Origin of the sequence: Hymenobacter defluvii, assembly GCF_017589435.1 — a bacterium.
GTDB lineage: Bacteria > Bacteroidota > Bacteroidia > Cytophagales > Hymenobacteraceae > Hymenobacter > Hymenobacter profundi.
The window spans coordinates 23,613-34,587 of the sequence record NZ_JAGETX010000027.1; the positions used below are offsets into that span (position 1 = coordinate 23,613).

Consider the following 10,975-nt stretch of genomic DNA (forward strand, 5'->3'; position numbering starts at 1 on the left):
CTTTACACGACACACGCTTATGGCAGCAGAAATCAGCCTGGACCTTACTGGTCCGATCAGAGAGTTAAACCAAGCCGCTATCGCCGCCCGCAAGCTGAGCGACGAGTTGCAGAAGACGGCCGACGCGGGCAAGGGCGCGTTTCAAGCCGCGGCCGAGGCCCAGCTGGCGAATAGAACTAGGCTACTCGAGCACAACGAACAGTTGCGCGCCGCGCAGCAACTGCTCAAAGACCTCACGGCCCAACTCAAGGCGCAAGAGCAGGCGGAGCGCGAACTCGCCATCCAGCGCAACAAGCCCGATGCCATAGCCAATGCCCGGCGCCTGGAAGACTTGAAGCGCATCCGCGAGGAAATCCAGCGGCTTACCCAGGCACTGGCGGCGCAGGGAGTAGCCGCAAAAGCCGTCGCCGCGATTCCGCCCCTAGTAGCCCCGTCCAGCACCCCAACTAGTACTGGTGTAGGGAATGTCGATGAACTAGCTGCCACCCAGCAACAAGCCCGCGACGCGGTACAGGCCACGACGGATGCCTTGCAGCAGCAGACGCAGCAAGCGGATAGTGCCGCCACGCAGTATCAAGCCCTCGGGCAGGCTGTCAGTCAAACGGCAACGGCCTTAGCTGAGTCCATTGACCGCGAAAAGCAGGCGCGTCAATCCCGCACCGAAGACGTGGCGCAGCTCAAACAGCTGCAAGCGGCGGAGAAAGACCTGAAGGCCCAGCGGGATGCCACAGCCCCTGGTGTGGCCAAGAATGACCTACAACTGGAAATCAACGCCAACCGGACGGCGCAACGGGCCCTAAAGGCGGATATCGAGGCGGGTACGAAAGCCATCGAGCGGGAGAAAGAAGCCCAGAAAGCCTTAACGCTGGAAGCCAAGCAAACGGCAGCGGCGGAAAAACAAGCGGCCCAAGCCGCCAAGGAAGCGGCAAAGGCTGCCCAGCAGACGGGTGGGGCCCTAGGCGGTGCCGCTGAAAAGACCAGCGTGCTAGGCCGGGCCGCAGGGCTATTGGAAGGCGTCTTCAACAAAGCCGCCCGCGCCGCGGCCGCGCTGTTTATCATTGATAAAGCGAAAGAATTCGGGGCCGCGGTACTGGAAGCTTCCATCAACGCCCAAAAGCTCGAAGCGCGTCTCACCAACGCGTTTAATGGCAACGTTGGGCAAGCCAAACAAGCAGCGCTCAGCATTCAGTCGTTCGCGCAGGACTACGGCGCCGATGCTGAAAAGCTCGCCGAGACCTACGCCCGCCTCATCAACCGGGGCATCAAGCCCACGCGGGAGCAACTCGTGCAACTCAGCGACATTGCCGCGACGTCGGGCAAAAGCATCGACCAGTTCGTGGAAGCGCTGCTCGACGCGCAGACCGGGCAGAACGAGCGTCTTAAAGAGTTCGGTATCAACGCAAAGGCTTCGGGTGATAAAGTCGCCTTCACCTTCCGAGGGATTACCACGGAGGTAGAGAAAACCGACCAAGCCATCAGCGCCTACTTATTCGGGTTGGGTAATCTGAATGGCATTCAAGGAGCGACGGCGGCGCAAGCAGAGAAAACCGGCGGCGCTATTGCGGGGTTGAAAGCAGACTTCAACGAGCTGTTCGTTGTCATTGGAGAGAAGGGTACCCCCGCATTCAACAAGTTCCTGTCGGATGCCCGGCGTTTGACCAAGGGAATTACTGATGTGTTCAAGTCCGAGGAGCGCCTCGCGGCCGAGCGAGCCGCCACAACGGCTGATACGTACGCTAAGGTGTATGCCGGACAGTTTACGCGCGCTATCCAGGAAGCAAAACGCTCGGGCAGTGACGTAACGGCCGCCGTTGGCAAGATCTATGAGGAGGAGGCCTTGCGACTGAACAGCCGGCTGGAAGCTGCCAATAAGCGGTTGGGGTTCTTCAACACACGCACTATCCAGGGTAACGTCAACCGTGAGAACTACCAAGGCGGGGATGACGCCTTCTACGCTGAACGCCAGCGCCTGAAAGACGAAGTAGCGGGTAACCAAGCCAACTTGCGGGCGCTGAAGGAACAGTACCAGGTTCGACTGCAAAGCGGCGCTGCCGAAGCCAATACCCTGGGCTTGATTGAAAAGCAGAAGAAACTCATCGATTCTCTTCGGGAGCGGCAGCTCAGTGCTGCGCAGGAAAGCCAGGGCAACGGGAAGGACTACTTGCTGGGCAAAGGGGGGCTGAACGAACAGCTAAAAATCGCCGAGAAAGAACTGGACCGGCTCTATGGCAAGGTGGACAAGGCCAACGCGAAAGCGCTGAAAGACTTGCAGGCAGCCTTGGAAGCCCTGCGGCGGCAAGAGCAGGCATTATTGGATGCTGCCGACAATGCCCGCATCAATGGCCTGCAAGATGATGGGAGCGCCCAACGCGTCTACTCGGATGCCGTGCTGCGAAAGGACCTGCAAGCAGTCGATCGCGTGGAGCAGGAGCTGCTCAAGGCGAAGCGGGAAGCCCAACAGCCCGTTGTACTGAACACCGCTGAGCGGGGAGGACTTGATACGTTACGCAATGAGGCCGTGCGGAAAAACTTTGCCCGTTTGCGTGCCATTGAACAAGCCGAGCAAGACAAGCTGTTCGATCTGCGGCGGGATAGTGATGCGAAGGAGTTGGAAGCGTTGGAGCGGCGCTTTCAAGCCGAACAAGAGAAGTATAGAGGCAATGTTCTCATCTTACAAGGACTCCAGGAGCAGTACGACCGTGATCGACAGGAATTGCTCAACACCCAAGCCGGTCAGCAGTTGGATGCCCAGGAAGCGCTGGCCAACGCCGTCGTGGAAAGTGCCGCACTCGAATTTACAGACCCGGTGAAAGCGGAGCGGGTACGGCAGCAGGGCCTGTTGGACGTGAAGCTGGAATTTGCCAAAAAGCGCTTGGCCCTAGCGGAGAAGGTCGATGCAGCTGAGAGCACAGATACCACGAAGCGGGTGGTACAGGAGTTGAAAAACACGATTGCCGAGCTCAGCAAAACCAAACCGTTTGATTTAGCTGCGTTGCTAGGCATCAAACCGGAAGATCGGGACAAATTTGAAAAAGCGTTGGAGTCTTTCACTGGGTTTGCCATTGCGCAAGTGCGTTCCTTGGTGCAAACCCAGGTAGAGGCTGCCCAAACCGCGGTAGATGCCAGAACGCAGCAAATCAACGAAACGCAAACTGCGCTGAATCAAGAGATTGCGCTCAATAAAACCGGTAGTGCCAGTTCCGTAGCGTTATTACGCGAACAGCTTAAAGAAGAAAAAGAGGAACGCCGCAAGGCTTTACAGGACCGCAAGCAAGCACAACGTCTGCAATTGGCGCTAGATACCGCTACCCAAGCGAGCAGCCTCATTACGGCCGTCAGCGATACGTACAAAGGCTTTGCGACCATCCCCATCATTGGCCCCGGTTTGGGGATTGCGGCCGGCCTCGTGCTCATTGCCAGCTTTATTGCAGCGAAGTCGTCGGCGCTGCAGGCGATTAACAAATCCGACAAAGGTTTCTTTAAAGGGGGCTACACGGGTGGGGCTAGTATTTACGAGGAGCGTGGCCCGGTGCACGGCCAGGAGTTCGTAATCGATAATCGGCACACGAAACAACACCGCAACTTTCTGGAAGCCTTGCATAAAGACGAGTTGCATACCCTGAGCTGGCAGGATCCAACCTTGCTGCAAATCAAAAGCAAGGTGCAGCTTGATCCAGAACTACCGACGCGGTTGTTGCAACAACGGGCGGCGCAGGTGCAGCTCCACTATAACATGAGCAACAAAGTATTGGAAGAGAAGCTGGAGCAAACCAACCGCAAACTGGATGAGGCAATCCAGCAGCTCAAGTTTATGCCAAAAGAAACGGTTCGCGTGGAGCTACCCAACAGCACAACGGTGGTAAAAAATTATCAACACAATCTCACAACGTTCACGCACAGAGAATAAGACGCAGACTCTGCTACAGCCTGCCGAGCAAGTGAGTGTGACCGTTTTACCTAGCTTGGTAACCTTTTCCGCCGGTTTTCGTCTTAGCAGAATACTACGACCTTTCTTTCTTGCAACAATCCTCGAACGCCTTCACTTCCCGTGGGGGCGTTTGCGTTAGGGGCGTACGCCCGGGCAATAGTTACGGCTGCGTACAGGTAAGCAAGTAAGCGTGCGCTTCTTCCAAGCTTGTGAACGCGTCGGAGCGATGGTGCTTGCGCGCTTCCTGTTGGAGTTCGTAGATGGCTAAACGTGTCAACGCATTATCTGCCAGCACATAGGCCGTGCACAGGCGCTCGGGCCGCGGGATGTGGCCCCCGTACCATTCTTCCATCAGGAGGATCTTCTCCGGGGTGGAAAGCGGCTCCATGGTCCGCATATCCGCTAAGATGCACTGCCAGTTGCGCCGCAGCAGCAAGTTGCCCAGGTGGGTGAGCAGGGCCCGCAGTTCGGCAGGCTCCCGCTTGGCGGCATGGTAGCGCACTAGCGCGTAGCCGGTCGCATGTTCCGTGATGCGTCCTACTGCATTCTCAAAGTACACGGGTTGGATGGAGTGTGGCATACGCAACAAGTCAGGGCTCAAAACTAACAGAAAGGAAGAGTATTCCCCCGCCTCGCAGTGTACGCTGTTGCCCTGCGCATGTCCGTGCGCCGCACGCTATCGGGGATAGGCTACGGGTTGTGTACCCTGATGCTTGGGAAGCGATGCTGCTTTCAATGTTGGTACACATATTGATAACTACTTTATTCTCAATTACTACTTGTGATAATTTGTATTATTCAAACACACTTTGTCATAATACAACTATCCTTTACTCCTTCCTGCATGCAACGTGTACCCTTAACCGCCGAGATTATACGCGAGCAAACCGGTTATCTGGGCCGTATTCTAGAAATTACGGGTATCAACTCCCAAGGCACGACGGCAGACGAAGCCTACCAGAATTTATTGCGCGCCACACAAGGGTTGCTGCGCTATAAGCTACCCGACCGCACAATGGCGGACGTGCTGATCGTACGAGAAGACCGAAAGTACTGAACGCTTCCACCCTATCAAGAAGAAGTCGCAGTGCCTCGGCCGTACGAGAAGCGGGAGCACATGATTCTTCTATAGCCCGCTTACTGCGACACAAACGCCCTACTACTTGGCCGAGTGGTTGCTACTGAAAGGTTATGCACTATTACCTATTGCTGCGTCGTTATCTTATGATGACGCGCTACCGTCCGCTGTCCGGCTGGGCATATATAGTATTCTACTTCTGGCTGCTACTAGGAATGTTTTCCATGCTTTGGGATGAATTACGCCGGTGGTAGCGTGGCTATGTACGATGTGTATTGACCTGCCGGCGTTGTGCAACCAAAGACCGAATCTACAGTTGAGCTGTACGCACACGTCAATACCTACTTCGTTGCTAGTGGAACCTCCTTATAGCTTACTACTGGGTAATGGCCTGCTCCAGCCACGCCGCGCATTCGCTGGCTTCCACAATGCTCCAGGCGTGGGGCATGCGGTGCTTGCCTACGTAGCCTTTGCCCGTGGTCTGAATATACTGCGCCTGCCGGTTGCCGAGCTTCTGTAGGCGCAGGATCAAAGACTTGGCATCCGGGGCGTTGAAATCCGAGGCTTGCAGCGCGGCGCAGTAGCGCTGCTGCCAGAAAGCTAGGTCAGGCTCGCAGTACAAGCGCACGGGTAGCGCGCGCAGGTAGGAGGCGTTGCCGCCCGTCGAATCGCTGCGGGTGTAGGCCGAGCGGGCGTGGTACACGGCCGGAACCTGCCTCGGGGTGCCCCCAAACGTTTGGGTGAGTTCCGCCACAATGCGTTGGTCTCCCGGCAGCAGGGCCGGGCAGTCCCGCTGCTCGACGTGGCGTTGCGCTCGTTGCCAGTGCCGGGCTAAGTCCAGTGGGGGATCTACGCCGAGCAGGGCCCGCACGCGCCACGGGCGCTGCGTGCTGTCGCGCAGCAGGGTTTCGGCGTAGGCAAACGCCAATTGCCCACCAGCGGAAAAGCCCCCTAACATGAGGCGCTGGGCCAGCGTGGGGTGCTGCTGCACGACGGTACGAATTACCTCGTCTAGAACGCGCGTTTCCAGCGAGCCTAAGTAGACTTGCTCGTGCAAATCGACGACAACGACCAGAAAACCACGTTGCGCGGCTTTGCCAGGCAAATGAGTTGCTTGGAAGACGGTGCGGGCCTTCTCTCCTCTACCCGGTAGTAATACTAGCAGCCCGTGGGGCTCAGACGTTGCGGCGGGTAGTTGGTAGAATACACGCTTGCTGGATCCTGCCAACAGATGATGTTTCGTTACGCGTGGCGTCTGGTTGCGAACGGCTTGCGCCTGTATGGGAAGCGGGAACCAGCCCCCGTAAAGCGTCACGAGCAAGAAAAAGAGAAAACGCACAGGGTTGGTGTAGAGACCAAGGAAAGTAAGCAGAGCGGGAAGATACGAGCTGTACTTTCTTACTAAAAAAGCGCGCAGTGGCCTGACTTGTCTGGTGGTAGTACGTACACGGGCGGCGAAGTACCTGAACTTTCTGCTTATCTTCGTAGTAATAAGACGAGTTCTTCTACTCTTGGTTATGAAACTACGCGACCGTTACCAGCAGCTACAAAATCCGGCCCTCATCAAAGCGATGGTGGTGCGCTCGGTGTACGCGTCCATGGCGCTGGAGAATCAGACGGTCCCTTTGGAGCGCTTGGAAGCCCTCTACGAGCAAACGCAAACCACGCCCCTTACGCCAGCGGCCGCAACTGTGCGCTAATTAGTTCTTGCAGGGGCTCCCACTGATAGGCGTCTGCTTGTCGGATGGCGTCCAAGTACTGGGTTCGGCTCTGCCCTGCTTCGCGCTGGTACAGTATTACGTCCTGGTAGCCGTAGTCATAGGCTAGCATATTCGTAAACAGGCGGGCCGTGCGTCCATTGCCATTGGTAAAGGGATGAATGGCCACCAGCCGGTGATGCGCGTACGCCAAGACCTGCGCGACCTGCTCCTGGGTAGGAACTGCCGGCAGTTGCTGGCGTCGGTGCTGCAATTCGTCCATAAATTCGTAGAGTAGCAACGGTACCCGGTGCGCGTCCGGCGGTACATACGCCCCGACGTTTGGAATGCTCGTGCGCCATTTTCCCGCCCATTCATACAGGTGTCCAAACGCCCGACGGTGCAGATCTTGTAGCAGATGTACTGACACAGTCACCGGATACTCTAATTCTTCCAGTAAGTAGCGCTCTACGCGGGTGATGCCGAGGGCTTCCTGTTCGTTGAGGGCTTCTTTACTGGTCAGCCCGAGTAGGTTGTCTTCGGGTGCATCGGTGTAGTGTCCCATTCAGTAAAGATAGCGGCTCGATTTTACGCACTGGCCCGTCTGAGCAGGCGCTGCACGGACATGGGAAAAAACAGCTTCCCCCGGCGGGTACGATAGCCGGCTTCGTTGAGCTCCTGGGCGATCTGCTGCAAGGTGTGTCCTTGCGCGGAGAGCAGCGAGGCCAGCCGCGCCGCCTGCCGGTTGGCCTGGTGCTGCTGCGCGTTCTGCGTGCGGATCGCCCGACTGTGTTCAATCACCGCCTTGGTCAGATTGGCCGGCGTGCCGAGTACGGCGCCGCGGGCTTTCTTGGCCGCTAGCGCCTCCTTGGTGCGTTTGCTGATGGTCTCGCGCTCGTGCTGGGCCAGCACGGCAAACAGCCCGACGGTTAAGGTATTCGCGTCAGGCATGTCGCAGCACTGAAACTCCACCCCACTATCCCGCAGGGCGAAGATGAAGCCCGCGTTACGGGAGAGCCGGTCAAGCTTGGCGATGAGCAGCGTGGCCCCTACCCGGCGGGCCTCGGCGATGGCGGCGAGTAGCTGGGGGCGTTGGTTCTTCTTGCCGCTCTCGACTTCCACGTACGCGGGTAGCAGCTGACTATGCTCCGTGACGAAGGCGTGCACGGCGGCTTGCTGGGCTTCCAGGCCCAGGCCGGACTGGCCTTGCTTGAGGGTAGAGACGCGGTAGTAAGGAACGTACTGAATAGCGGACGCCGACATGCGAGTGAGGGGCAATAGGGAGGAAACAGCCCGCAAGGTAGGGCGTATAACGTTTAGTAAACGTGCGTTTACTAAACGTTATAGGATAGTCGAGATACCTTCTGAAGGGTCCTTTGGACGAGGACTGGGCTGTATAACCTTTTACAATTCACTGTTCAATAAAGGTTATGAATGTTAAGGGATGAAGTCATTTGTCCCTTCATATTTCAGGATGAGTGGGGTTTACTTCCTTTGTAAAATATATACGCTGTTCGACATTCATCTACTGGTAGTATGCAAACGGAAAAAGGCGATTTGATTCAGAAGGCGAGAGCGGGAGAGTTCGACGTTATTCTGCACGGCTGTAACTGCTTCTGCACAATGGGCGCAGGGATTGCCAAAACAATCAAACAGGTATTCCCTGCGGCTTACCAGGCGGATGTAGCCACGACAGCAGGTGACAAAGCGAAGCTAGGCACATACTCGACTGCTCAGGTGAAGGTCAACAATAAAGACTTGGTTATTCTCAATGCCTACACCCAATACCAGTGGCGAGGCGCAGGCCCGCATGCTGACTATGCAGCCATTCGGCAAGTATTCCAGCTAGTCAAACAGCAGTACACGGGTAAACGAATTGGCTACCCGGCCATCGGAGCGGGATTAGCGGGCGGGGAGTGGTCTATTATCTCTGCCATTATCGAAGAAGAACTCGCAGGCGAAGAGCACATCTTTGTGCAGTGGGAGAAGTAGGCTGTAGTTAGCTGGCTGTAATGGTAGAGTACTAAAAATGAAGAGTAAGAGCAATGGTAGCAAAACCGCACTTATTTCAAGACGAGTCCGAGAAGCAATGTTATGTTAATCAGCTTTTCCCAGAATTCGCACAAGCTAATAACCAAGCGTATTTCTAGCTTTCATCTACTTTTAGTAGCTTTCTGAAAAGCAATCCTACACGCCTGATCGTGATGCCTCAAATTCTCTTTTACGGCTGGCAAGTAGGCTATCGCAAAGTAAGCTCCACCAAGTTGTTTCAACGCTACTTTCACGCAAGCCTTAAACAAGCGTTTGGCTATACAAACACCGTGTTAGCGAAGCAATCGTTTATTCTACCCGTGGAAACGGCAGAAGAAGCAGCGGAAGTACTTGCTCATTTTCAAGCAATTGGTACTTTATGTAGGCTGGTCGAGCCTGCTGATTAACATAACCTTTAGTGGCTGTTGCAAAAGTCTCTGCAGTGGATTCAACCAGCAGATCTGGCGGCTATGAGAGCTTAAAAAGGGCGGCTTAGCGCCTCTGTTTTCAACAGGTGAAGGCTCGATTATAATCGTCGTGAACTATAGTCGGAGTTTTGCAACAGCCACTAATCTTACGTTAAGCAACTTTTTCCAGGGAATAGGTTAGAAGTTATGGGTTTCATCAGCACTAAAAAACACTAGGCTGATGAATCTATTAAAAGGCCAGTGGGAGAAGGTTAGCGCAGGCTCCCATGCAGGTCCACGTGGGAGAAGGTGTCCCCATCCTCCTAATCGCCTAACGATGCCTTCTTGGGTACTTCCAAGCAGGTGATGTTAGCCGTTCGGAGGCCATCCACATTGGGCGGTAACTCGGGACCGAGTTCGAAACCTACCCGCAGCACCTGCCCATTCACTTGCTGTGCCTGATAGGCTCGCCACTTCGCGCCCGTCGGCGACACATGGTAGTCAGCCGGCAGCCCTGGGTAGCTGTTTGTTACTTGCAGCGTCGTGTGATCGGCCACGCAAGTGGGGCTATCGCCATAGCTCGGGCAGAAGCGCACCGTGACGAGTTCGCTGCACCCGGCTGTAGCAGGGTCAACGGTCTCCTCGGCCGTGCAGCCGCTAAGCCCGAGGAAGAGCAGCAGGCCGAAGCCCGCGAGGTGATGAAGTGGAATACGTGTATGCATAAGCAGGATAGTTAAGAAGAATAAGGGGTGGGGTTGGTCGTCTACCCCACCCTGTGGATCCTACCCACTGGCGAGACTCTGGCAGCAGCCCAGCGAATCGTGGTCCAGTGAGAAAAGGAAGGGCTAGGCCTACTTCAATAGTAGAGCACCGTGGCCGCGCCAGGGTTGCATTGCTTCATTAGTAAATAGTAGCAGCGGGCGGTACGAAAGCGTTGTAGGGGGTACCTGATCCACCACTGAGAGGTCTGCAACAGCCACTCCAATTATTTCACTATGATGCCCAAATAAGGATCGATAAGGCAAGGTTATCAGACCCTATCTAGAAGGCAGCTGCTACTTAAATCACCGTTTTGCTGAACCTTCACTCCGCATGTTCATCACTGTACTTACTGCACCTTTGTTTGGGTTGCTAAATGACTAGGCCGGTCCCGCACACCATGGTACCCAGCATTATAAATTCCAGTGTTAGCGTGTCTCTCTTCCATCGCGGCCTGTTACTTGGCGTACTGGTGTTTGCCTGTCAGCCCCAGGCGCACGGGCCGTCGGTGATCGGCATCTACTGGGACCTCGTGGCGACAGACCCAGCAGGCCCGACGTCACTGTTTGTCAACGGCCATGCGCGCTACAGCTTCCGCTTTACAAAGGATTCGGCCTATCACTACGCTAACGCCACGGAGCGCGAAGTGGTGGACATCGGCAAGCTCGGCGGAGATTACATCTATCCTCACCGCTTCGCCCAACGGAACGATTCGCTATTTTTTAATGGCCAGAAGTACCACATCGCGTACTTGAGCAACGATAGCTTGGTCTTACAGAACAGCACTTCCCGTAGTGTATACACTACCGCCCGCGAGCAGCAAAAGGTGGTGAAAGTCATTCCCTCCTCTCGGTGAACGCCTAGCCGCTGGCCAGCACTAGGTACTAATAAGCTATTGCAGGACTAGGGGAGTTTACGAAACTCGAAAAGGATATTAGTTTCGCAAACGCGAAACCGAGCATTTTCCCGGACCTAGGCAAACAGGATTTTAGGGGTAGTTGAGGTGGTCTAGTGAAAACAGACAGTGGCAAGTCTTACCTTCCAGTGCCTATGTCGACCAAAGTGCTTTCCAGCG

Annotated in this window: 11 protein-coding genes; 6 read left to right on the forward strand and 5 right to left on the reverse strand. The window is 55.6% G+C overall.

What is annotated here, in order from left to right; genetic code table 11:
• The first annotated feature begins 19 nt into the window (after window positions 1–19).
• On the forward strand, window positions 20–3,907 hold the full coding sequence (locus J4D97_RS21395; RefSeq protein ID WP_208309360.1) for a hypothetical protein: 3,888 nt from the start codon (window positions 20–22) through the stop codon (window positions 3,905–3,907).
• A gap of 181 nt (window positions 3,908–4,088) precedes the next feature.
• Here the strand turns inward: J4D97_RS21395 and J4D97_RS21400 are convergent, their stop codons facing one another.
• The gene (locus J4D97_RS21400; protein WP_208309361.1) at window positions 4,089–4,508 is read right to left on the reverse strand and encodes a hypothetical protein; all 420 of its coding nucleotides are present in this window, start codon (window positions 4,506–4,508) and stop codon (window positions 4,089–4,091) included.
• A gap of 264 nt (window positions 4,509–4,772) precedes the next feature.
• Between J4D97_RS21400 and J4D97_RS21405 the strand changes: the two genes are divergently transcribed.
• Window positions 4,773–4,985, forward strand: a complete 213-nt coding sequence (locus tag J4D97_RS21405; protein WP_208309362.1) for a hypothetical protein — start codon at window positions 4,773–4,775, stop codon at window positions 4,983–4,985.
• A gap of 397 nt (window positions 4,986–5,382) precedes the next feature.
• Here J4D97_RS21405 and J4D97_RS21410 read toward each other — a convergent pair whose 3' ends face one another.
• A complete protein-coding gene (locus J4D97_RS21410) occupies window positions 5,383–6,345 on the reverse strand; it encodes an alpha/beta hydrolase (RefSeq protein WP_208309363.1) in 963 nt (320 codons plus the stop codon).
• Between the two features lie 178 nt (window positions 6,346–6,523).
• Here J4D97_RS21410 and J4D97_RS21415 point away from each other — a divergent pair, with 178 nt between their 5' ends.
• Window positions 6,524–6,706, forward strand: a complete 183-nt coding sequence (locus J4D97_RS21415) for a hypothetical protein (RefSeq protein WP_208309364.1) — start codon at window positions 6,524–6,526, stop codon at window positions 6,704–6,706.
• Here the strand turns inward: J4D97_RS21415 and J4D97_RS21420 are convergent.
• Both J4D97_RS21420 and J4D97_RS21425 read right to left on the reverse strand, forming a co-directional pair.
• Window positions 6,678–7,268 (reverse strand): Fic/DOC family protein, encoded by a 591-nt coding sequence (locus J4D97_RS21420; protein WP_208309365.1) that lies wholly within the window; start codon window positions 7,266–7,268, stop codon window positions 6,678–6,680. The two genes, J4D97_RS21415 and J4D97_RS21420, sit on opposite strands and share 29 nt — an antisense overlap.
• Before the next feature lie 23 nt (window positions 7,269–7,291).
• Window positions 7,292–7,966 carry a recombinase family protein gene (locus tag J4D97_RS21425; RefSeq protein ID WP_208309366.1) on the reverse strand — a complete coding sequence of 225 codons (675 nt, stop codon included), beginning with the start codon at window positions 7,964–7,966 and terminating at the stop codon, window positions 7,292–7,294.
• A gap of 273 nt (window positions 7,967–8,239) precedes the next feature.
• On the opposite strand from J4D97_RS21425, the gene J4D97_RS21430 reads away from it, so the two are divergent.
• Together J4D97_RS21430 and J4D97_RS21435 are read left to right on the forward strand one after the other, a co-directional pair.
• Window positions 8,240–8,695 carry a macro domain-containing protein gene (locus tag J4D97_RS21430; protein ID WP_208309367.1) on the forward strand — a complete coding sequence of 152 codons (456 nt, stop codon included), beginning with the start codon at window positions 8,240–8,242 and terminating at the stop codon, window positions 8,693–8,695.
• Window positions 8,696–8,907: 212 nt separating this feature from the next.
• Window positions 8,908–9,141: a hypothetical protein gene (locus J4D97_RS21435; protein ID WP_208309368.1), complete on the forward strand. Its 234-nt coding sequence runs from the start codon at window positions 8,908–8,910 to the stop codon at window positions 9,139–9,141.
• A 323-nt stretch (window positions 9,142–9,464) separates the two neighbouring features.
• Here the strand turns inward: J4D97_RS21435 and J4D97_RS21440 are convergent, their stop codons facing one another.
• Window positions 9,465–9,863: a hypothetical protein gene (locus tag J4D97_RS21440; protein ID WP_208309369.1), complete on the reverse strand. Its 399-nt coding sequence runs from the start codon at window positions 9,861–9,863 to the stop codon at window positions 9,465–9,467.
• Window positions 9,864–10,333: 470 nt separating this feature from the next.
• Between J4D97_RS21440 and J4D97_RS21445 the strand changes: the two genes are divergently transcribed.
• Window positions 10,334–10,756, forward strand: a complete 423-nt coding sequence (locus J4D97_RS21445) for a hypothetical protein (protein WP_208309370.1) — start codon at window positions 10,334–10,336, stop codon at window positions 10,754–10,756.
• The last annotated feature ends 219 nt before the right edge of the window (window positions 10,757–10,975 follow it).

What these genes read in the sequence shown, in the direction of transcription:
- J4D97_RS21435 (WP_208309368.1), top strand. Translation starts at nt 8,908, where the DNA reads ATGCCTCAAATTCTCTTTTACGGCTGGCAAGTAGGCTATCGCAAAGTA.
- J4D97_RS21415 (WP_208309364.1), top strand. Translation starts at nt 6,524, where the DNA reads ATGAAACTACGCGACCGTTACCAGCAGCTACAAAATCCGGCCCTCATC.
- J4D97_RS21395 (WP_208309360.1), top strand. Translation starts at nt 20, where the DNA reads ATGGCAGCAGAAATCAGCCTGGACCTTACTGGTCCGATCAGAGAGTTA.
- J4D97_RS21440 (WP_208309369.1), bottom strand. Translation starts at nt 9,863, where the DNA reads ATGCATACACGTATTCCACTTCATCACCTCGCGGGCTTCGGCCTGCTG.
- J4D97_RS21425 (WP_208309366.1), bottom strand. Translation starts at nt 7,966, where the DNA reads ATGTCGGCGTCCGCTATTCAGTACGTTCCTTACTACCGCGTCTCTACC.
- J4D97_RS21405 (WP_208309362.1), top strand. Translation starts at nt 4,773, where the DNA reads ATGCAACGTGTACCCTTAACCGCCGAGATTATACGCGAGCAAACCGGT.
- J4D97_RS21430 (WP_208309367.1), top strand. Translation starts at nt 8,240, where the DNA reads ATGCAAACGGAAAAAGGCGATTTGATTCAGAAGGCGAGAGCGGGAGAG.
- J4D97_RS21400 (WP_208309361.1), bottom strand. Translation starts at nt 4,508, where the DNA reads ATGCCACACTCCATCCAACCCGTGTACTTTGAGAATGCAGTAGGACGC.
- J4D97_RS21420 (WP_208309365.1), bottom strand. Translation starts at nt 7,268, where the DNA reads ATGGGACACTACACCGATGCACCCGAAGACAACCTACTCGGGCTGACC.